The organism is Curtobacterium sp. Curtsp57 (assembly GCF_047324335.1).
Classification (GTDB): Bacteria; Actinomycetota; Actinomycetes; order Actinomycetales; family Microbacteriaceae; genus Curtobacterium.
The window spans coordinates 2,292,634-2,312,625 of sequence record NZ_CP168511.1; the positions used below are offsets into that span (position 1 = coordinate 2,292,634).

The 19,992-nt window shown below is 70.6% G+C and carries 17 protein-coding genes; 9 read left to right on the forward strand and 8 right to left on the reverse strand.

All coding sequences use genetic code 11. The features are described from left to right. The first annotated feature begins 45 nt into the window (after positions 1-45). On the forward strand, positions 46-1,080 hold the full coding sequence (locus ACEN9V_RS10705) for a LacI family DNA-binding transcriptional regulator (protein WP_413600299.1): 1,035 nt from the start codon (positions 46-48) through the stop codon (positions 1,078-1,080). A 97-nt stretch (positions 1,081-1,177) separates the two neighbouring features. Continuing rightward, positions 1,178-2,953, forward strand: coding sequence for a class I mannose-6-phosphate isomerase (locus ACEN9V_RS10710; RefSeq protein ID WP_413600300.1), 1,776 nt, complete (start codon positions 1,178-1,180; stop codon positions 2,951-2,953). On the opposite strand, the gene ACEN9V_RS10715 is transcribed toward ACEN9V_RS10710, so the two are convergent. From ACEN9V_RS10715 to ACEN9V_RS10740, 6 genes are all read right to left on the reverse strand, one after another. Then, positions 2,943-3,857 carry an ROK family protein gene (locus tag ACEN9V_RS10715; RefSeq protein ID WP_413600301.1) on the reverse strand — a complete coding sequence of 305 codons (915 nt, stop codon included), beginning with the start codon at positions 3,855-3,857 and terminating at the stop codon, positions 2,943-2,945. The genes ACEN9V_RS10710 and ACEN9V_RS10715 overlap by 11 nt on opposite strands. Next, positions 3,854-5,080: a glycoside hydrolase family 76 protein gene (locus tag ACEN9V_RS10720; RefSeq protein WP_413600302.1), complete on the reverse strand. Its 1,227-nt coding sequence runs from the start codon at positions 5,078-5,080 to the stop codon at positions 3,854-3,856. The genes ACEN9V_RS10715 and ACEN9V_RS10720 overlap by 4 nt, the downstream gene beginning before the upstream one ends. 148 nt (positions 5,081-5,228) lie before the next feature. Beyond that, on the reverse strand, positions 5,229-5,861 hold the full coding sequence (locus ACEN9V_RS10725; RefSeq protein ID WP_413600303.1) for a hypothetical protein: 633 nt from the start codon (positions 5,859-5,861) through the stop codon (positions 5,229-5,231). Positions 5,862-5,940: 79 nt separating this feature from the next. Continuing rightward, positions 5,941-6,957, reverse strand: a complete 1,017-nt coding sequence (locus tag ACEN9V_RS10730; RefSeq protein WP_413600304.1) for an NADPH:quinone reductase — start codon at positions 6,955-6,957, stop codon at positions 5,941-5,943. 202 nt (positions 6,958-7,159) lie between these two features. After that, a complete protein-coding gene (locus ACEN9V_RS10735) occupies positions 7,160-7,996 on the reverse strand; it encodes an alpha/beta fold hydrolase (protein WP_413600305.1) in 837 nt (278 codons plus the stop codon). A 69-nt stretch (positions 7,997-8,065) separates the two neighbouring features. Beyond that, the gene (locus ACEN9V_RS10740; RefSeq protein ID WP_413600306.1) at positions 8,066-8,785 is read right to left on the reverse strand and encodes an alpha/beta fold hydrolase; all 720 of its coding nucleotides are present in this window, start codon (positions 8,783-8,785) and stop codon (positions 8,066-8,068) included. A gap of 114 nt (positions 8,786-8,899) precedes the next feature. On the opposite strand from ACEN9V_RS10740, the gene ACEN9V_RS10745 reads away from it, so the two are divergent. Together ACEN9V_RS10745 and ACEN9V_RS10750 are read left to right on the forward strand one after the other, a co-directional pair. Beyond that, positions 8,900-11,125: a helix-turn-helix domain-containing protein gene (locus ACEN9V_RS10745; RefSeq protein ID WP_413600307.1), complete on the forward strand. Its 2,226-nt coding sequence runs from the start codon at positions 8,900-8,902 to the stop codon at positions 11,123-11,125. Between the two features lie 191 nt (positions 11,126-11,316). Further along, a complete protein-coding gene (locus ACEN9V_RS10750; protein WP_413600308.1) occupies positions 11,317-13,638 on the forward strand; it encodes a fibronectin type III domain-containing protein in 2,322 nt (773 codons plus the stop codon). A 178-nt stretch (positions 13,639-13,816) separates the two neighbouring features. Here the strand turns inward: ACEN9V_RS10750 and ACEN9V_RS10755 are convergent, their stop codons facing one another. Then, complete coding sequence (locus ACEN9V_RS10755) at positions 13,817-15,013, reverse strand: FAD-dependent monooxygenase (protein WP_413600309.1); 1,197 nt, start codon at positions 15,011-15,013, stop codon at positions 13,817-13,819. A 55-nt stretch (positions 15,014-15,068) separates the two neighbouring features. On the opposite strand from ACEN9V_RS10755, the gene ACEN9V_RS10760 reads away from it, so the two are divergent. Beyond that, entirely contained in the window at positions 15,069-15,596 is a 528-nt protein-coding gene (locus ACEN9V_RS10760) for a MarR family winged helix-turn-helix transcriptional regulator (RefSeq protein WP_413600310.1), read from the forward strand. Between the two features lie 110 nt (positions 15,597-15,706). After that, positions 15,707-16,051 carry a YciI family protein gene (locus tag ACEN9V_RS10765; RefSeq protein ID WP_413600311.1) on the forward strand — a complete coding sequence of 115 codons (345 nt, stop codon included), beginning with the start codon at positions 15,707-15,709 and terminating at the stop codon, positions 16,049-16,051. Between the two features lie 82 nt (positions 16,052-16,133). Here ACEN9V_RS10765 and ACEN9V_RS10770 read toward each other — a convergent pair whose 3' ends face one another. Then, positions 16,134-16,745 carry a TetR/AcrR family transcriptional regulator gene (locus ACEN9V_RS10770; RefSeq protein ID WP_413600312.1) on the reverse strand — a complete coding sequence of 204 codons (612 nt, stop codon included), beginning with the start codon at positions 16,743-16,745 and terminating at the stop codon, positions 16,134-16,136. Positions 16,746-16,854: 109 nt separating this feature from the next. Between ACEN9V_RS10770 and ACEN9V_RS10775 the strand changes: the two genes are divergently transcribed. The 3 genes from ACEN9V_RS10775 to ACEN9V_RS10785 are packed head-to-tail and all read left to right on the forward strand — an operon-like array spanning position 16,855 to position 19,749. Then, a complete protein-coding gene (locus tag ACEN9V_RS10775) occupies positions 16,855-17,787 on the forward strand; it encodes an alcohol dehydrogenase catalytic domain-containing protein (RefSeq protein ID WP_413600313.1) in 933 nt (310 codons plus the stop codon). Positions 17,788-17,840: 53 nt separating this feature from the next. Beyond that, on the forward strand, positions 17,841-18,626 hold the full coding sequence (locus ACEN9V_RS10780; protein ID WP_413600314.1) for an SDR family oxidoreductase: 786 nt from the start codon (positions 17,841-17,843) through the stop codon (positions 18,624-18,626). 40 nt (positions 18,627-18,666) lie between these two features. Beyond that, on the forward strand, positions 18,667-19,749 hold the full coding sequence (locus tag ACEN9V_RS10785; RefSeq protein WP_413600315.1) for a zinc-binding dehydrogenase: 1,083 nt from the start codon (positions 18,667-18,669) through the stop codon (positions 19,747-19,749). Positions 19,750-19,992: the final 243 nt, after the last annotated feature.

Consider the following 19,992-nt stretch of genomic DNA (forward strand, 5'->3'; position numbering starts at 1 on the left):
GGCACCGGACCAGCCGCAAGAGGGATGTCCGGTATACAGGGACACATGCAGGCAGCCGCGGGGTCCGGACCGAACCGGAAGCCCGCGATGACCGTGAAGGACATCGCGCGGGTGGCCGAGGTCAGCCCGATGACGGTCTCCCGGGTGCTCTCCGGCGGCAAGAACGTGCGACCTGCGCTCCGGGAACACGTCGAACGCGTCATCGCGGAGGTCGGCTACCACCGGAACGAGAACGCACGGAGCCTGCGGCCAGGACAGCGCTCCGGGCTCGTCGGCGTGATGATCACGAACATCGGCAACCCGTACTACGCCGGCGTGGTGCAGGGCATCGAGCAGGTCGTCGCGGGTACCGGTCGCCGCATCCTGGTCGGCACCACCAACGAGGACCCGGACCTCGAGCGGCAACTCCTGTCGGACTTCCTCGGCCGGCAGGTCGAGGGGCTCATCGTGGTCCCGGCCGGAGCAGACGCCGACCGGTTCGCCGCCGATCGCCTCCACGACGTCCCGCTCGTCCTCGCCTCGCGCACCGTCGAGGACGTCGCCGCCGACGCCGTCCTGATCGACGACGTGCACGGCGCGCGGGACGCGACCTCACTCATGCTCGACGACGGGCACCGCCGGATCGCGTTCCTCGGCAACAAGGTCACGGTGTCGACCGGTCAGCGCCGCCTCGCCGGCTTCCGGAGCGCCTTCGCCGCACACGCGGTGACACCCGACGAGGCCCTCGTCGTCCTCGAACTGCAGGACACCGCCACGGCGGAGCGCGCGATGCGCCGGCTCCTCGCCCTGCCCGAGCCGCCGACCGCCGTGTTCGCCGCGAACAACCGGATCAGCGTCGGTGCGATCCGGGCGATCGCCACGGCCGTCCACGACGGGACGATCACCTCGCCGCCACGCCTGTTCGCGTTCGACTCGTTCGACTTCGCGGACATGGCGCCGATCGCGCTGTCCGTCATCGACCACGACCCGGCGGAGCTCGGTCGCGTCGCGGCGCGGATGCTGCTGTCCCGGCTCGACGGGTCCGCCGACGGCGAGCCGCCGCGGCTGGTCGAGCTGCCGGTGCACATCGTCCACCACTGAGTGCGGGGCCGGTCCGGTCCGAACTGGAGGCCCGGCTTGCGTCCCAGCGCACCTTGCGGGGTAGTGTTGGTAACGTTATCAGCGCGAAAGGGGCCCCATGTCCACCTTCCTGCCCACCGGGGTGACCGTCGGCCAGTACGACAAGGTACCCACCATCGACCTCCCGCCGGGACACGCTGCCTGGAGCGGCGAGGACACGTGGGAGCAGCTCGCCGCACGCCTCTCCGGTCGGCACGTCATGGCAGTGGACACGTACCCGGGGAGCGACCTGGACGGCCTCCGCCGCGAACTCGCCGCCGTCGCCCCTGACGCGCTCCTCATCGACGTCGAAGCCGCTGCTGCCCTGCCGAACGCCGTCATCGAGAAGCGCATCGCCGCGAACCTCACCGACGACCGCGTCTTCGGCGTCCTCGGGCACCAGGTGCTCACCGACTTCTACGACACGTCCCGCCTCGCGGACGTCGCCGAGCAGATCAGCGCAGCCGAGGGCCCCGTCGTGGTCTTCGGCTGGGGCGCGACCCTGGTGCCGACCGAGTTCGACACGGTGGTGCTCGCCGACCTGGCACGGTGGGAGATCCAGCGCCGGCAGCGAGCCGGAGCGCCGAACTGGCGCGCGGACAACGCCGACGAGGACCAGCTCCGCAAGGTCAAGCGCGGCTACTTCGTCGAGTGGCGCGTCGCCGATCGGCACAAGCGCGACCTGTTCGACCGGATCGACCTGGTCCTCGACGCGAACGGCTCGATGGCGGACGCGAAGCTCGTCACGGCCGAGACCTTCCTCGCCGGCCTGGAGCTCGCGAGCCGTCGTCCCTTTCGCGTTGTCCCCTTCTTCGACCCCGGGGTGTGGGGCGGGCAGTGGATGAAGGAGGTCCTCGAGGTCGGGGATGCCGACAACTACGCCTGGTGCTTCGACTGCGTCCCCGAGGAGAACAGCCTGCTGTTCCGCATCGGCGACACGGTCGTCGAGCTCCCGGCGCTCGACCTGGTGTTCCGGCACCCGCGCGAGCTGCTCGGGGCGAAGACGTACGCCCGGTTCGGTGCGGAGTTCCCGATCCGCTTCGACTTCCTCGACACCATGGCCGGCGGCAACCTCTCGCTGCAGGTGCACCCGCTGACCGACTACATGCAGAACGTCTTCGGCATGCCCTACACGCAGGACGAGAGCTACTACATGCTCGATGCCGCGGACGACGCCGTCGTGTACCTCGGGGTTCGGGACGACGCCGACCCCGAGGCGATGCAGGCAGCACTGCGGACCGCGTCGTCGGGTGAGGAGCCCTTCCCGGCGGACCGCTACGTGAACACCTTCCCGGCGAAGAAGCACGACCACTTCCTCATCCCCGCCGGCACCGTGCACTGCTCCGGAGCGGACTCGATGGTCCTCGAGATCTCCGCGACCCCGTACATCTTCACCTTCAAGATGTGGGACTGGGGACGGGTCGGCCTCGACGGGGTCCCGCGTCCGGTGCACCTCGACCACGCCTTCGCGAACATCCAGTGGGACCGCCGCACCGACTTCGCCCGCGACGAGCTCGTCAACCAGGTGACCGAGGTCGCACGCGGTGACGGCTGGGTCGAGGAACGCACGGGGCTCCACGAGCTCGAGTTCATCGAGGTCCGTCGGCACTGGTTCGACGGCGTCGTCCCGCACGACACCGACGGCACCGTGAACGTCCTCAACCTCGTCGAGGGCGCCGAGGCCGTCGTCGAGAGCCCGGACGGCGCGTTCGAACCGTTCGTCGTGCACTACGCCGAGACCTTCATCGTCCCCGCGAGCGTCGGCCGCTACACGGTCCGCCCGTGCGGACGCGGGGTGGGGCAGCGCCTCGGCACGGTGAAGGCGGCGGTCCGCGGGACCGGGCTCAGCGACTGAGCCGGCGGGCACCACTCGCCCACGCCGATGCGGCGCCGACGAGTGGTGCTCGGGAACCGAGCGCGGCCCGGACCAGGTCACCGTCCTCGTCCAGCGCCAGCCCGGCTCGGAGCGGGGCTTCGATGACGTCCCACGACCGCGCGATCGAACCGCCGACGACGACCCGGTCGGCTCCGAACCGCTCCACCCACGGCTGCAGCACCGCACCCAGTGCGCGCATCGCCGACGCGACCACCTCGCGTGCCTCCCGGTCGCCGGCCCGCGCAGCGGCGCAGATCTCCTCGACCGTCCGCTCCCGACCGGACCGCGCGCGATCGGCAAGCCGGATCGCCGGCGATGAGACGGTCTCCTCCAGCGCGTGCCCGTCGATCGCGAGCCGGTGCACCTCCCCGGCCTCCGGCACGGTCGGCCCGCTCCTGACCTCTGCACCGTCCACGAGGAACGCCGAACCGACCCCGGTCCCGAGCGTGATGCAGACCATCCGGCGCGCGCCGACCCCCGCCCCAGAAGCCCACTCGCCGATGCCGTACGCGACCGCGTCGTTCACGAACCGGACCGCTGCCGGAGCGACTCCGAGCCGATCGGCGAGGGCGGCCCGGAGGTCGATCCCCGCGATCGACCGGAACTTGTCGACCCCGGCGAACGTGCCCGTCCCCGCCTCGGCGTCGAACGGACCGGGCATCGCGATCGACCAGCCCGCGAGCCTCTGGTGCGCAGCCAGCGCCCGTCCCGGAGCGGCGAGCTGCTCGAGGAGCTCGTCACGCGCCGCGTGCGGATCGACCGGTGCTCCGCGCTCGACGAGGACGTCGCCCGCCGACCCGGGGTCGACGAGCGCAGCCGTGACGTGGCCCCCACCGACGTCCATGACGCCGATGGGGGCCTCGCTGCTCCGCCGATCGCTCAACTGACGTCCCCGAGGCGGTCCGACGACCACCCGAGCACGGCGAAGACCTGGATCATCGCCGCCTGGTCGAGCGTCGCTGCCGGCCGCGCCCAGTCGGGGTCGCCGCCGCCGCTCGGCTGGAAGTGGAACAGGCCGGTCGCCGGGTCGCGGTTGTCCCGCCACGTCGCCGTCGCCCACTGCTCCGCAGCCGCGCGGTAGGACGGGTCGTGCTGCACGGAGTCGAGCAGCAGCAGGTCCTTGCAGTAGAACGCGTTGAAGACCGCCGGCTGCTGCTGGAGTCGGCCGTCCGCGCTCCAGTACCGCAGTGACGCGCGCGCGGCCGAGGTCGCCTGGCGCAGGTACTTCGGGTCGTCGGTCGCCCGGTAGAGGATCGTCGCCGTGCCGATCATCGCGCCCGAGTTGTAGGTCCAGAGCGTGGAGTCGACGCTCCCGTCGTCACCGAGGCTGTTCCGGTACAGCCCGGCCGACTGGCGCAGACACCTGTTGTTCCAGTCGTACAGCCTGGTGCTCCAGCGCAGGTACGACGTGTCCTTCGTCTCCTCGTAGAGGTGCGCCGCGAGCTGCGCGGTCAGGCCGGTGACGTTCGCTGCGCGGGTCGTGTTGTCCGGGCGGTCGATCCAGTCGGAGCCCCCGGGGCAGGTGAGCGCCCCGTCCTCGTTCCAGCTCCTGACCGCCACGTCGAACGCCGCTCGGGCGTGGTCGAGCGACGCGGCGTCGTCCGTCGCCTGGTACTGGCTGACGAACGAGAGACCCACGACGGCATTGTCGTCGTAGTACACGTCTCCGCCGCTGCCGAGCGGTGCCGGGAGGTACGACTCGTACCCGGGGCGGCCACCCGGAGCGACGGCGTAGTAGTGCTGGAACCCGTCGATGCGCGCCGCGGCGGAGTTCGCGTACGCCGGACCGACGCCGTCGATCCCCTGCAGGTCGAGCGCGGCCTGCGTGGCTTCGCGGTACTCCCAGAGGAAGGAGTACGGGTTGCCGGCGGTCGTGTCCGTGTTCTCGCGGTAGAGCCCGTGGCCGGCGGCTCCGGTGTACAGGTTGTCCTGCATGGCGTCGTAGGTCGCGCTCGCGCGCTGCTGCCAGACCGGGTCCGGCGCGCTCTGGGCGGCGGTCGCCGCGTCGGCTGCGTTCGGTGCGGCGGCCACGAGGGTGCCGATGACGATCGCGGTGGCGGTGAGGCGGACGGCGCGGGTGGTCGGCGCGTTGGTCTGACTGAGCATCGGTGCTCCCCCTGGTCGTTGGTATCGTTACCATAGGGGGCCGGTGACGACATGACAAGACCGGCCGTCTCCGGACGGGAGGCACGGTGCGGGCCCGCACCGTGCCTCCCGTCCGGAGGTGGGAACGGGTGTGATTTTGCTCCGCGACTCAGCGGGGACGGGGCGCCGACCGGGACGACGGGATCAGCCCGGCCGCGATGACGAGCAAGCCGATGCCACTCCCGAGCACCGAGAGGTGGATCGACATCGAGGTGACGTCGAGGCCGGATCCCGCCGCGAGGAGCAGACGATCGGCGAGGAGCGCCGTGCCGTTCGTGACCAGCGCCGAGATCGCGATGAGGCCGAGGCCGACGAAGACCGCGGCGGGGACCACGCGTCTCGCGCGGTGCACGGCGAGCAGGATGCACGCGACACCCACCGCCGTGCCACCGACGACACCGATCCCCGGGACGACCAGTCGGAGGAACGGCTCGGAGAAGACGTCGGGGACCCGGACCCGCAGGGCCGTCGTCTGGACCACCCCCGCGACCGCGGCCACCAGGAGCAGCACCTGCGCGGCCGGGACCGCCCGCAACGGACGTTCGTCCGACGCACCGAAGCCCAGGATGAGCAAGCCGGCGAGTGTCAGGGGTCCGGCGAAGAGCGACGCCACGGACGCGACCTCGTGACTGACGTCGATCAGGAGCGTGGCGCAGGTGCACAGGCCGGCTGCGATGAACACCGCTGCTCCGACCGAGACGGCATCGAGGCCGCGGAACCGGGTCACCCGGCCGTCGCTCACGATGCCTCGCCCATCACAGTCGCCAGCGTACTCATCGACGACGACGGCGATCCTCGTCCGCCGCGATGCCGCTCGCGGTTCACGCCGACGGGATGCTCGCGCCGTCGCGTGTCGGCAACGACGGAGCGACCTGCACCAGGACGCGGCCGGTCCGACCGGCGTCGACGTCGTCGTGCGCCTGCGCGATCTGGTCGAGGGGAAGCACCTGCCCGACCGAGAGGCGGAGCGCACCCGCGTCCGCGGCGGTGACCAGGTCGTCCATCGCGGCGCGCTTCGCGGCCGCTGGGAAGTCGTCGCTGCCGAGGAACCGGACGGTGACGTTGGCGAAGAGCAGCGGTGGGAACGGCAGCGAGACGCGGTCTCCGCGCGCGAAGTACGTCGCGATCACCCCGTCGTTCGCGATCACGGACGCGTCCAGGTCCCCGTTCGCGTCCAGCGCCACCTCGACGATCCGGTCGACGCCGTCCGGTGCGATGCGCCGGACAGCGGCCGCCGGGTCGTCGTCGAGTGCGATGACGTGATCGACGTCGGGGAGCCCTGCCGCATCGAGATCCGACGATCGGCGGACCGTGCCGATGACCGTCGCACCGCCCCACTGTGAGAGCTGCGCGGCGATCCCGCTGACACCGCCGCGGACGCCGTGCACGAGGACGACCTTCCCGGTCACCGGGCCGTCGCCGAACACAGCTCGGTGAGCCGTGATCCCGGGGATGCCGAGGAGCGCGCCGATCTCGTCGCTGACCGTGTCGGGCAGCGGGGTGATGAGGTCCGTCGGGACGACGGTGTACTCGGCGGCGGTGCCGAACTGCCGGTACGACTGCGCGCCGTGCACGGCGACGCGGTGGCCGACCAGGCCCTCGTCGACGCCCGCGCCGACCCGGTCAACGACGCCCGCACCGTCACTGTGCGGGATCACCACCGGGTAGGGCATCGCCGACCCCAGCCACCCGTCGCGCTTCTTCGTGTCACCGGGGTTCACCCCGGAGAACGCGACCCGGACCCGGACCTCCCCCTCGCCGGGAGCGGGATCAGGTCGTTCTCCGACTCGCAGCACCTCGCTCGCCGGACCTTGTTCGTCGTACCAAGCAGCCCTCATGACTCCGCATCCTCTCGCCGAGGACGCCACGTCCTCTCGCCGAGGGGAAACGTACCGGGCAACCCACCGCGTCCGATGGGCGACCCTCGTCCGCCGCGATGCCGCTCGCGGTTCACGTCGACGGGATGCTCGCGCTTTCGCGTGTCGGCCACCGGAACCGCTGGGCGACTCCGGTGACCGTCTTCGAGCCGATCAGGTCCGGTCAGCTGCGGATGAACGCGAGGATGTCGGGGTTGATCACGTCAGCATGGGTCGTCAGCATGCCGTGCGGGTACCCCTCGTAGATCTTCAACGTCGAGTCACTGAGGAGCTCGTCCTGCTTCAGTGCGGCGTCGCGGTACGGCACGACCTGGTCGTCGTCGCCCTGCAGGACGAGGACGGGGACCGTGATCGCGCGCAGGTCCTCGGTCTGGTCGGTCTCCGAGAACGCCTTGATGCCCTCGTAGTGCGCGAGGGCGCTGCCCGTCATGCCCTGCCGCCACCAGTTCGCGATCACCGGCTCCGACGGCGTCACGCCGTCGCGGTTGAATCCGTAGAACGGTCCGGCGGCGACGTCCTGGAAGAACTCCGCGCGGTTCGCCGCGAGTGCTTCCCGGAACCCGTCGAAGACCGAGATGTCGGTGCCGTCGGGGTTCGCGTCGGTCTTCACCATCAGCGGCGGGACCGCGGACACCAGCACGGCCTTCGCGACGCGGCCCTGCGGCTGACCGTACCGGGCGACGTACCGAGCGACCTGGCCGCCGCCGGTCGAGTGGCCGATGTGGATCGCGTCGTGCAGGTCCAGGTGCTCGACCACCGCGGACACGTCGCTGGCGTAGTGGTCCATGTCGTGGCCGGTGCCGATCTGCGACGAACGGCCGTGCCCGCGACGGTCGCTCGCGACGACCCGGTAGCCCTCGGCCAGGAAGTACAGCATCTGCGCGTCCCAGTCATCGGAAGACAGCGGCCAGCCGTGGTGGAACACGATCGGCTGCGCATCGTGGCTGCCCCAGTCCTTGAAGTAGATCTCTGCACCGTCGTCGGTGGTCACGAATCCCATGGTGTTCTCCTGTACGTGGTCGTTGGTGGTGGATGGTCGTCGCTGGTGGGTCGGTGGTCGGGCGCGGCGCTAGTCGGTGGTGGTCTCGCGGACGGCGGTCTCGATGACGTCGGCGACCTCGGCCGGGTGGGTGTGCATCACCAGGTGCGGCGCGGGGAGTTCCACGACGTCCCGGAGGCCGGCGCGTTCGTACCCGAAGCGTTCGACGTCGGGGTTGATGGTGTGGTCGTTCGTGGAGACGATGCCCCACCCCGGTGTGGTCTTCCACGCCGCCGTCGACGCCGGTTCCCCGAACGCTGCTCCGGTCAGCGGCCGCTGGGACACCGCGAGGACCTCGGCGGTCTTCGGGTCGACTCCGTCGGCGAACACGGGTGGGAACGCGTCGACCTTCACGGACACGTCGGTGCCGTCCTCCGCGCCGGCGATCGGGTACGGCGTGTACACCAGGTTCGCGGCGAGGTCGGAGTCCGGGAAACCGCCCTGCAGCTGCCCGAGGCTCTCACCGACCTCGAGGACGTAGCCGGAGACGAACACCAGCCCGACGACGTTCTCCGCGGCGCCGGCGACCGTGATGACCGCGCCACCGTAGGAGTGGCCGGCGAGGACCACGGGGCCGTCGACGTGCTCGGCGACGGCCCGGACGGAGGCGGCGTCCTCGGCGAGACTGCGGTTGTAGACCGGCGGCACGAGCACGGTGTGACCGCGGTCGAGGAGCTCCCTGGTGACAGGAGCCCAGCTCGCGGAGTCGGCGAAGGCGCCGTGCACGAGGATGATGGTGGGCGTTGGCATGAGCAGTTCCCCTTCCCCGTGGTGCGGTCCTCTCGCGTCTGATCGGACGGTCAGGCACCATGGTGATGCCCCTCATGAAAGGGCCACCGGGTGCCCCGACGCCAGGAAGAAAGCATGAAGAAACCGCACGCAGAACCACTGGGTGACCGGCTGCGCCGGCATCGCCTGCTGTCGGGCTTCACCTTGGAGAGCCTCGCGCACGCATCCGGCATCAGCGACCGGACCATCAGCAACATCGAACGCGGCATCAGCGCCGCACCACAGCGGCGGACCCTCACCGCGCTCTTCGACGCGCTCGGCCTCGACGACGCCGAGCAACAGGAGCTGCTGCGTCTGGCACGCGCCCCTCGTGTCGTCTCGGGGAGCTCTCGTCGTTCCGCGATGCTGGCGCCTCCGCTCGTGACGGACTTCACCGGACGGCCCGACGTGATGGCGTCGGTCGCGGCGTTCCTCCGCGGCACCGACAGCGGTCTGGCCGCGCCGGTCCTCGTCATCTGTGGCCCTGCCGGCGTCGGGAAGACCACCGTCGCGCTGGAGGCACTCCGCCGCCACGAACACGACGACTGCCGACGCGCGTTCATCGACCTCAACGGCATGAACTTGCTGCCGCTGTCCCCGCTCGGAGTGCTGGCGTCGCTCATCGCGCAGACATCCGAGATCCGTGACATCTCGAGCATGGACGAGGCCATCGCGCACTGGCGTCGGATCACCGATGCGCAGCGCGTCGCGATCGTGATCGACAACGCCGCGAACGAGGACCAGATCAGGCCGGTCCTGACGGCGACCAACATCGTCGTCATCGTGACCTCACGCAGGAGCCTCGCCGGACTGGTGAACGTGCAACGCATCACGCTCGAGTCCCTCAGCCGTGCCGAGAGCACGCAGCTCATCGGTCGGATCGTCCCAGCCGCCCAGCGCACCGAGCGGGACACCGACGCGCTCGCTGCGGCGTGTGGCGATCTGCCGCTCGCGTTGCGGATCGCGTCGAACCGCGTGGCGGCGCAGCCGCGCTCCACGGTCGGTGACTTCCTCGACAAGATGGCCGCGCGCCGCAACCCGCTGAGCGCCCTCGTCGCAGGAGACCTCGCGGTCGAGCCGGCACTGACGCTCTCCTACGACCAGACCGACACCGCCTCGCAACAGCTGTTCAGGAGCCTGTCGCTGATCGACGGTGCCACCTTCGATGCGCACCTCGCCGCAGCACCGACCGCCGCCGACCCCGACGACGCTGCCGACCGACTCGACGAACTGACCGATCTCGGTCTCGTCGAAGCCCGGGGCAGCAACCGCTACCACCTCCACGATCTGGTGCGGCTCTTCGCCGCCGCCCTGTCCAGACGCGACGAGCCGTCCGTCGCGCACCAACGACGAGCACTCCGACACTGGGTGCTGCAGACCGCCCAGAACGCCGGCCTTTGGTTCGAGCCCGATCGCGACCCGGATCCAGCAGCTCCCGGACGCCACTTCCCCACGGCGGACCACGCACAGACCTGGCTGCGCATCGAAGGCGCGCAGTGGGCCAGCGCGATCCAACAGGCGTACGCCCTCGGCGAGGACCAGCTCGTCCTCGACGTCGCCGAGGCGTTGCACTGGTTCTCCGACACGTGGCCGGCATGGGATCTCTGGCGCATCCTCTTCCTGACCTCCGCCGATGCTGCAGCCCGATCCGGCACCGACCGGGACATCGCCGTGCACCACGGGTACGCGGCGTGGTTGCACCTCACACAGGACGAGTTCGATGCCGCGCACCGCGCCGCCGTCATCGCGGTGGATGCCGCCGAACGCACGGACGACGTGAAGGAACAGGGCTGGGCACTGTTCTACCTCGCGTGGACGCGAGGCCGTCTCCTCGACTTCGACACGGCGCTCCGTGAAGCGGGCCGGGCGATGGAACTCCTCACCGTCGCCGGTGATCAGGACGGCGTCGCACAGACGCTCTCGATGACCGCGAACTTCCTCATGCACTCCGGCGACCTCGACGGTGCAGCCGCCCACTACGAGCAGATCCTCCGGCTCCTCGCCGACCGTGGCGACCGGGTCCAGCCGAACCTCATGCTGGTCACCGGTGTCAGCACACGGACCGTGCTGGCGGACGTGCTCACCCGGTCCGGCAACCCCGCGTACGCCCTGGAGACGATGCCCGGCGTCATCGAGGAAGCCGCGGCGGCGCACTACGCCGAAGGTCTTGCCAGGGCGCACCTCGAACTCGCGCGAGCGCTGCGGTCGACCGATGAAGCCGAACGCGCGGAGCACCACCTCGCGGTCGCCGAGCGGATCGCCTCCGAGAACCGGTTGCTCGCCGTCCTGCCGGACGTCGAGCGGCTCCGGGCCGAGAGGTAGCGGAGGGCCGGGACGGGGATCGTCTCCCCCTTCGGGCGTCGCTCGAGACCCCGAACTGGGGTGAGCATCGCGGCGTAACGAAGCGAAGAGGGCTCATATGATCGGCCTGCTCCCTGCAGGAGGGAGCCTCTCCCGAAGGAACGCTCTTGCGCGCACGCACCGCTCCGTCTCCAACCCGAACCGTCCGGCCGATGCGGAAGGCCATCGCGAGCGCCGCAGTCCTCGCGGCAGCACTCGCACCGGCGCTGCTCTCCGTGGGCGCCGCCCAGGCTGCCCAGCAGGGCACGCTCGACCAGGCGAGTGAGACGTACCGCCTCGGCCCGTGGTCGAACGGCGACAACGGCCAGACCTTCACGCCGACGGTCAGCGGACTCGTGTCGGGCATCGACCTGTACGAGGCGCGGATCTCCGGGTCTGCCACGTACGACGTGACCATCCGCGCGGCGCAGAACGGACTCCCCACCGGCCCGGTCCTCGGTACCGGGTCGGCGACCGTCTCCAGTGTCGGATGGTTCTCGGTCCCGATCACGTCCACCGCCCCCGTCACCGCGGGGGGTTCGTACGCGATCTCGTTCCAGGGTCCGTCGAACGCGTACGTGGGTTGCGACACGAACGTCTACCCAGGCGGCGGCGCGATCTACATGGGCCAGAGCTACGCCTCCAGCTACGACCTCGCCTTCCGCGAGTACGTCGTCGCCGGTGGCACGATCTCGGGCACCCCGACGTCGAACACCCCTGTCGACCACTCCTACTCCTACGACTACACGGTGGGCGGCTACCCCGCTCCGACGCTCTCGGTCGTCGACGGCACGCTCCCCGCGGGCCTCACCCTCTCGCAGTCCGGCCGGCTCTCTGGCACGCCGACCGAGGTCGGCTCCTCGACGTTCACGATCCGCTCCGCGAACGACAAGGGACAGCAGGACGTCACCTCGACCATCGTCGTCCGACCGGCGGCGGTGCCGTCGGCTCCGGGTGACGTCACCGCAGCCGCCGGCGCGGGTTCTGCGACGGTGTCATGGTCGGCACCCACCGACGCCGGCGACGACCCCGTCACCGGGTACACCGTCACGTCGACCCCTGGCAACGTGACGGCGACGACCGCCGGCACCAGCGCGACGATCGACGGCCTGACCCCTGGCACCGCGTACACCTTCCAGGTCGCCGCCACGAGCGCCTCCGGCACCGGTGCTGCGTCCGGCCCGAGCACCGCGGTGACCCCCTACACGACGCCGTCCGCTCCGGTCGGTTTCCGCATGACCCCCGGTGACGGATCGGTCGAGCTGAACTGGGCCGCGCCCGCGAGCGACGGCTTCAGCCCGCTGACCGGCTACACCATCTCCCAGAGCGTCGACGGCGGACCATGGGCGGACGTCGCCACGCCGGCCGCGGCCGACACCAGCGCCGTCATCGACGGGCTGCAGAACGGCTCCACCTACGAGTACCGGATCGCCGCGTCCAACGCTGCGGGCACCGGACCCGCCGCGTCGAGCAACCCGACCACCCCGTTCGGCGTGGCCGGATCGCCGCAGGCGGTCAAGGCGACCGGTGACGACGAGTCCGTCTCGCTCACCTGGTCGGCACCGGCCGACGCGAACGGCGCCCCGGTCACCGGGTACCAGGTCGAGTACAGCAGCGACGGCTCCACGTGGAGTGAGCCCATCGCCGCCGCCACCGGATCCGCGCACGTCACGGGCCTCACCAACGGCACCGAGTACTCCTTCCGCGTCGCCGCCGTGAACGCAGCCGGCACCGGCCCCTGGAGCGAACTCGCCACCGCGACGCCCCTCACCGTGGCGAGCGCACCGAACGACCTGGCCGTGAACCCCGCCGACGGGGCGGCCGTCCTCTCCTGGACCGCGCCCACGGACGACGGCGGTGCGGCCGTCACCGGCTACCGGGTCGAGTACCGTGCCGCTGGCGCGGATTGGACCGGCGTCGACGCGTCGACGTCCCCGGTCACGATCAGCAGCTTGGACAACGGGTCCCGCTACGAGTTCCGCGTGCGTGCCGTCACGCCCGTCGGGCCGGGCACCCCGAGTGCGAGCGTCTCGACCACGCCGTTCGTGTTCGATCCCACCGCGCGGATCGACGGGGACTCGATCGACGGCACCACGCTGTCCGTCGGTGCACGCGTCCACCTCGGCGCGACCGACCTGCCCGCGGGTGCCACGGTGACGATCGACCTGCACTCGACGCCGGTCCGCCTGGCGGCGGTGACGATCGGCGACGACGGCGTGCTCGACACCGACGTGATCATCCCGGCCGGCACTGCCGCAGGTGCCCACGAGCTGGTGCTGACGCTGGACGGCACCGGGGCGGACCCCGTCACCGTGTCGCACGCATTCACGGTCGCGCCGGCCACCGTGGCCGCCACGACCACCGCGGTGGCTCGTCAGGCCGCCGCGGAGCTCGCCTTCACCGGGTCGACGATCTCGCCGCTCCTCGTCGGCGGTGCCGCACTCGCGGTCCTGCTCGGTGTCGGCCTGATCGTGGTACGGCGCCGCCGCGCCTGAGCGCTGACCTGACGGCCTGGCGACGACGTGCACGGAACGCTGCACGCCGTCGCCAGGCCATCGACACACCGCTGCTCGACACCGGCGCAAACTCGTCGTCAGTGCATGTCAGGTTGCCGAGCGCGGCGACGTTCGAACTCGCGCGAGCGCTCCGGCGGACCGACGCAACACCTCGCCGTCACCGTCGTTCGTCGTGGAGCGGCGGCAGGTCGCGTTCGGTCTGTGCGACCTGGGTCAGCTTCGCCGCGAGTGGGCGGAAGGGCCGGGAGAGCAGGACCTTGTCCGCGACCCCGCGCACTGCGAGACCGACGCGCGTCTGCGGGTACGCGAAGGCCGTGATGCCGCGCGGCAGGTGCTGGACGTCGTCGACCAGTGGGCGCATCCACCTCTCGTAGGCGATGAGCGCGCCGGGTTGATCGTCGGGTGCTGCGGCGAGTTCGGCGGCGAGCACGTACCCGGCGGTGAGGGCGAGGGATGCCCCACCACCGCCCATCGGTGTCACGCACCACGCTGCGTCGCCGGCCATCACGACCCGGCCGCGGTGCCAGGTCCGCATGCGCACCTGCTGCAGCTGGTCGACGTAGACGTCGTCGGACGTCTCGAGCGCCTCCAGGATGCGCGGTGCCTCCCACCCTGCCCCGTCGTACCGCTCCCGCACGGCGGTGAGCATCTCGGCCCGCGTCAGGCCGAGGAGGTCGCCGCCCGGCGAGTACGCGAGGATCGCGCGGATCGTTCCGTACGGGTCGGGCCGCAGGTGGACCTGCCGGCCGCCGACGGAGTTGTGCCAACGCCAGCGGTCGTCGTCGCCGTCGGTCCGGGGGATCGTCCCGAAGACCATCGTGACGTCGAGGTCGCGCTCCTCGACGTCGTCGCCAGAGAAAAGGAGTCGACGTGTGGACGACCGAACACCCTCGGCGACGACGAGCAGGTCCGCGTCGAGCGCCCGGCCGTCCGCGAGGCGCACCGTGACCGCGTCACCGCGGTCCTCGACCGCGGTGATGGTCTGTCCGTACACGAAGTCGACGCCGTCCGGCAGGTGGTCGAGCACCACCCGGGCGAGGTCGCCGCGGAGCACCTCGAGTTCCGCCGTCGCACCGTCCGTCCCCTCCGAGGGCAGTTCGGCCGTCACCTTCCCGTCGGCGTCGACGAGGACCGTGCCTGTCTCGGTGGTGTTCTTCGCCTTCACGGCATCGAAGAGGCCCATGCGACGGAGGACGTCCCGCGCGACGCCGCGGACATCGACGTTCTGGCCGCCGTCCCGGAAGGATTCGGCGCGTTCGACGACCGTGACCTGCCAGCCCGTGCGCCGCAGCCAGTAGGCCACCGAGAGTCCGGCGATACTGGCTCCCGAGACGATCGCGGTGCGTTGTTCCATGGCTCCTCCTCGATACTGTCTTTACAGTAAAGCGACTGCACATTGAAGGAGTCTGATGGAGAACGTCTTCGACACGACCTGGTCTGTCCCCCAGGTCGACGTGATGCAGGCGCTCCGCGACTGGGCCGTGGCCTTCACGGAGCTGAACCAGCAGATGGCGGTCTGGCTCGACCTGCCGACCAACGACGCGCACGCGCTCGGACAGGTGCTCTGGGCCGCCTCTGCCGGGGAACCACTGTCCCCCGCACGGCTCGGGCAACTGATCGGCATGACCTCCGGGTCGGTCACGGTGCTGCTCGACCGCCTCGAGGGAGCGGGCTTGATCATCCGGAGCCGGGAGCACACCGACCGACGGCGCGTGACGCTCCGCCCGACCGCGGCGGCGGAGGACCGGGCGCGCGCGTTCGCGGAACGGTCGAGCGAGGAGATCGCCACGGTCCTCCGAGGCACAGCCGCCGACGACCTCCGCCAGGTCACCACGTTCCTCCACGCCATCACCGGCGCCGCGACCACGGCGGCCGGTCGCCTGCGGGAGACGCCGGCGCCGCCGCGCACCGGCGCCGAGCCCGCACGGCGCCGGTGACACTCGGGGCTCTGCCGAGGTCGATGGCCGAAGACGTCCGTCTCGGCGAAGCACCGTGTATGCCGTGTACGTGAGACCGCACGAGCGGTCGACGACCGAAGGAGACAACGATGCAGTACCTCGTCAACGTCCTCGACGGCAGCCCGACCACGGGCGGGCAGACATCCGGGCGCGCCACCGACGCCGAGATGGCCGCCATCGATGCGTTCAACGACCGGCTCCGCGCCGACGGGCACTGGGTGTTCGCCGCCGGCCTGGCGGCACCCGAGCTCGCGACGGTCGTCGACAACCGGGACGACGCCGGCTTGGTCACGGACGGCCCGTACGTCGCGACCACCGAGTTCGTCGCCGGTGTGTGGATCTGGGACGTTCCCGACGCCGACGTCGCCCTCCGATTGGGGGCAGAGGCGTCGAAGGCGTGCAACCGGAGGCTCGAGATCCGTCCGGTCCCCTGAGGGCGTGCGGATCAGTGCCGACGGCGCCGTGGCGCGGGGTGTCTGGCGCGAGATCCACAACGCCGCACGCGCGCTCCGAGACTCAGTCGTTGGTGGTCAGCCAACTCGGCAGCAGCTGCGCGACCGTGTCGACGATGTCGTCGTCACTGCGTCCGCGCGGGCTCTCGAGCCATCCGAGGAGGACACTGAGGACCCCGCCGGCGATGTACTCTCCCGCCGTGTCGAGGAACTCGTCCGATGCGTCCGGGCGTTCGGTGAGGATCGTCCTCCGCAGGCTCGCAGACATCTCCTCGACGAGACGCTCACGGACACGCTCGGTTGCCGGCGCCGACACCGCGTACAGGAGGTAGCGGCGATGGAGGCGGAACGCGGCCAGGAGCTCCTCGAGACCCGTCCGTGTGATGGCGGCCCTGGCCATGACCTGGCCGGTTCGCCGCGAGACGTCTCGCGGTCCGATCTCGTCGAACATCGTGTCGACGACGTACACGACGACGTCTCCAACGGTCGCGAAGTGCGTGTAGAAGGTGCTCCGGCCGACCCCGGCTCGCGTGCACACGGCGGCGACCGACACGGCTTCGCCGGCTTCGAGCAGCGCGTCGAGCGCGGCGACGAGCCGGTCACGCGTCCTCGCCGCTCGGGGATCGTCCGTCACAGCGAGTTCCCGTCGCCGATCCCCCTGCGCTGCACTGGTCATGTGTCGATCATCTCGCATGCCACAGTTCATAGACACCTGTCCAGAAAATGGCGTAGGGTCCGATCAGGCGCGGAGGGAAGTCCCGCTGCACATCGATGAAGGAGTCGACATGAGGGCCTGGGTACTCGAGCAAGTCCACGGAACGGTCACCGAGACGGAAGTGGACACCCCGACGCCGGGCCCCGGTCAAGTCCTGCTGAAGATCGTCGCGTCCGGCCTGTGCCACAGCGACGTCGGATACATGGAGGGCGTCATCCCGTTGACGATCCCGCTGCCCGTGATCCTCGGGCACGAAGCCTCTGGCACCATCGCCGCGGTCGGCGAGGGCGTCACCGGATGGGCGGTGGGCGACGCGGTAGCCAGTGCCATCTCCCCCGACGACGCCCCCGGCGTCTCCCGCGACGGGGCGTACGCGGAGTACACGATCGTGAGCGCCGCGAAGCTCGTCCGGCTCCCAGAGGGCATGGACTGGTCCCAGGCCGCGGCCGCCACGGATGCCGGCTTGACCTCGTACACGGGCGTCGTCGTGTACGGGCAGGTCGGCGCCGGTGACCGCGTCGGCATCGTGGGACTCGGCGGGCTCGGGATGACCGGCGCGCAGATCGCGATCGCGCAGGGCGCCACCGTGGTCGCCGCCGAGCCCCGCGAAGCGCTGTGGGAGACCGCGAAGGCGCACGGCGTCAGCGAGGTCGTCGCGGACGTCGAAGAGCTCGAGGGACGCGACCTCGACTTCGCCGGCTTCGGCACGACGACCTCCGGAGCGATCCGCGCCGTGAAGACCCGTGGCCGCGTGGTCTTGGTCGGTCTCGGCCGGTCCGAGTGGACGATCAACTCCATCGACCTCGTCAGCCGCGCGATCGACCTGCAGGGCGCCACCGTCGCCGGCGTCCCGGAACACCTGGAGGCAGTTCTCGCCCTGATGGGCGACGGTCGCGTCACGGTCGCAGCGGAGGAGATCGGGTTCGCTGACATCGCCGAGGGCCTCGGTCGGTTGCAGCGCGGCGAGGTCAACGGCCGGCTCGTCGCCCGACTCGACCGCTGACCGGCATCGCCCCGCACGAACACACGCTCGAACCCGATCGAAGGAGATCACCAATGACCCGCACCTACGTCGTCACCGGAGCCGCATCCGGCATCGGCAAGGCCACCACCGAGAAGCTCCGCACCGACGGTCACACCGTCGTCGGGGTCGACATCAGGGACGCCGACGTCGTCGTCGACCTGAGCACCGACGAGGGCCGCACCGCCCTGGTCCACGAGGTCTCCCAACGCGCCGGCGGACGCATCGACGCCGTCATCGCCGTCGCAGGACTCGTCGCCGCGAGCCCGGTCACGGTCGGAGTGAACTACTTCGGCGCGAAGGCCACCCTCGAGGGACTCCGACCGCTCCTCGCCGGCTCGGACGCACCCCGCGCGGTCGTCGTCGCGAGCCTCGCCGCCCTCGAGGACGTCGACGACGGTCTCTACGCGAAGCTCCTCGCCGACGACGAGCCCGGTGCTCGTGCCGAAGCCGAGCGGATCGGGACCGCGACGAACGCAGCAGGGTCGAGTGCGATCTACTCGACGACGAAGAAGGCCATCGCGCACTGGGCGCGCGCCCACGCGAAGGACCCGGAGTGGGCCGGCGCCGGCATCGCCCTCAACGCGATCGCGCCCGGAGTCATCGAGACGCCGATGACCGCGCCGGCACTGCAGACGGCGGAAGGACGCGCGGCGCTCGACGCCGGCGCACCCTCGCCCCTCAACGGCCCCGCAGCACCGCCGACGGCCCCCGCGGCGCTCCTCGCCTGGCTCGCCAGCGCGGAGAACACGCACGTCACCGGTCAGGTCGTCTTCATCGACGGCGGGGCCGAGAGCATCAGACGTCCCGAACTCGTCTGACACCCCCACTCATCTCGACGAAGAGAAAGCGAGAAACACGATGAAAGCAGCAGTCGTCCGCGAGTTCGGCGGAGGATTTCAGACGGAAGACGTCACGATCGCAGACCCCGTCGGTCGCGAGGTCCTCGTGGAGGTCAAGGCGTCCGGCCTCTGCCACAGCGACGAACTCGCCGCGAGCACGAACCTCGGCTACGACGTCCCGATGGTCCTCGGGCACGAGGTCGCCGGCGTCGTCACGGCAGTCGGTGACCAGGTCCGCGACGTCGCCATCGGCGACCACGTCGTCGGCTGCCTCGTCCAGTACTGCGGAGCATGCACGAAGTGTCTGACCGGCCGCGTCGGCCTCTGCGAGCACCCCGAGGCCACCGTCCGCGACGGCCGGCTCACCGACACCGACGGCCACGAGCTCGCGCAGGGCATGGGGCTCGGCGGCTTCGCCGAGTACGCGATCATCCACGAGAACCAGGTCGCCAAGGTCCCGGACGCGATCCCGTTCCCGCAGGCCGCACTACTCGGCTGCGGCGTCGTGACGGGCGCAGGAGCGGTGATGAACACGGCGAACGTGCAGCCAGGGCAGACCGTGGCGATCATCGGCACCGGCGGCGTCGGCACCAACGCCATCAGCGGCGCGGTCATCGCCGGCGCCGGTCGGATCATCGCGATCGACGTCGCTGACGACAAGCTCGACAACGCACGGCACTTCGGTGCGACGGACACCGTCAACTCGACGACGACGGACGCAGTCGCCGCCGTGAAGGAGCTGACGGGCGGGCTCGGCGCGGACTTCGTGTTCGACTTCGTCGGCCTGCCGGCGGTCACGAGGTCCGGATTCGACATGCTCGCGCAAGGTGGCGGCCTGTACCTGATCGGCGTGCTCGACCCGTCAAACCACCTCGACCTCACGTCGCTCGAACTGCTCAACGGACGCAAGCGGGTCGAGGGCGTCTACATGGGCTCGACGAACCCGAAGCGCGACATCCCGATGATCGCCGAGCTGTACCTCCAGGGCCGGTACAAGCTCGACGAACTCGTGTCGAAGACCATCTCCATCGACGAGGTACAGGCGGGCTACGAGTCGCTGCACGACCCGAAGATCAACCGGGTGGTCATCACCTCGTTCTGACTCATCGCGCCCCGTGGCCTCTCGCTCGGTACAGAGAGAGGCGACGGGGCGCGGTCGTCGAAGGCACGCCGACTCGTGCGGTCGGCCACCAACGAGTGCTGTCGCCGAAACGCTGACAAGCCCCGACTGCCCCGATCCGGCGGGGCGTTGGTCAAGCAGCAGATCAAAGAAAGATGTCCCAGTGTGGGCAACGCGACCGAGGCCCGGCCCAGACCGTCTCGTACAGGAGGCTGTACGCGGACC

Bases quoted from the DNA above. Each gene is read 5' to 3' on its own strand.
- ACEN9V_RS10785 (WP_413600315.1), top strand. From the start codon at position 18,667: ATGAAAGCAGCAGTCGTCCGCGAGTTCGGCGGAGGATTTCAGACGGAA.
- ACEN9V_RS10750 (WP_413600308.1), top strand. From the start codon at position 11,317: ATGCGGAAGGCCATCGCGAGCGCCGCAGTCCTCGCGGCAGCACTCGCA.
- ACEN9V_RS10780 (WP_413600314.1), top strand. From the start codon at position 17,841: ATGACCCGCACCTACGTCGTCACCGGAGCCGCATCCGGCATCGGCAAG.
- ACEN9V_RS10705 (WP_413600299.1), top strand. From the start codon at position 46: ATGCAGGCAGCCGCGGGGTCCGGACCGAACCGGAAGCCCGCGATGACC.
- ACEN9V_RS10775 (WP_413600313.1), top strand. From the start codon at position 16,855: ATGAGGGCCTGGGTACTCGAGCAAGTCCACGGAACGGTCACCGAGACG.
- ACEN9V_RS10770 (WP_413600312.1), bottom strand. From the start codon at position 16,745: ATGACCAGTGCAGCGCAGGGGGATCGGCGACGGGAACTCGCTGTGACG.
- ACEN9V_RS10735 (WP_413600305.1), bottom strand. From the start codon at position 7,996: ATGGGATTCGTGACCACCGACGACGGTGCAGAGATCTACTTCAAGGAC.
- ACEN9V_RS10745 (WP_413600307.1), top strand. From the start codon at position 8,900: ATGAAGAAACCGCACGCAGAACCACTGGGTGACCGGCTGCGCCGGCAT.
- ACEN9V_RS10765 (WP_413600311.1), top strand. From the start codon at position 15,707: ATGCAGTACCTCGTCAACGTCCTCGACGGCAGCCCGACCACGGGCGGG.
- ACEN9V_RS10760 (WP_413600310.1), top strand. From the start codon at position 15,069: ATGGAGAACGTCTTCGACACGACCTGGTCTGTCCCCCAGGTCGACGTG.
- ACEN9V_RS10740 (WP_413600306.1), bottom strand. From the start codon at position 8,785: ATGCCAACGCCCACCATCATCCTCGTGCACGGCGCCTTCGCCGACTCC.
- ACEN9V_RS10755 (WP_413600309.1), bottom strand. From the start codon at position 15,013: ATGGAACAACGCACCGCGATCGTCTCGGGAGCCAGTATCGCCGGACTC.
- ACEN9V_RS10710 (WP_413600300.1), top strand. From the start codon at position 1,178: ATGTCCACCTTCCTGCCCACCGGGGTGACCGTCGGCCAGTACGACAAG.
- ACEN9V_RS10720 (WP_413600302.1), bottom strand. From the start codon at position 5,080: ATGCTCAGTCAGACCAACGCGCCGACCACCCGCGCCGTCCGCCTCACC.
- ACEN9V_RS10730 (WP_413600304.1), bottom strand. From the start codon at position 6,957: ATGAGGGCTGCTTGGTACGACGAACAAGGTCCGGCGAGCGAGGTGCTG.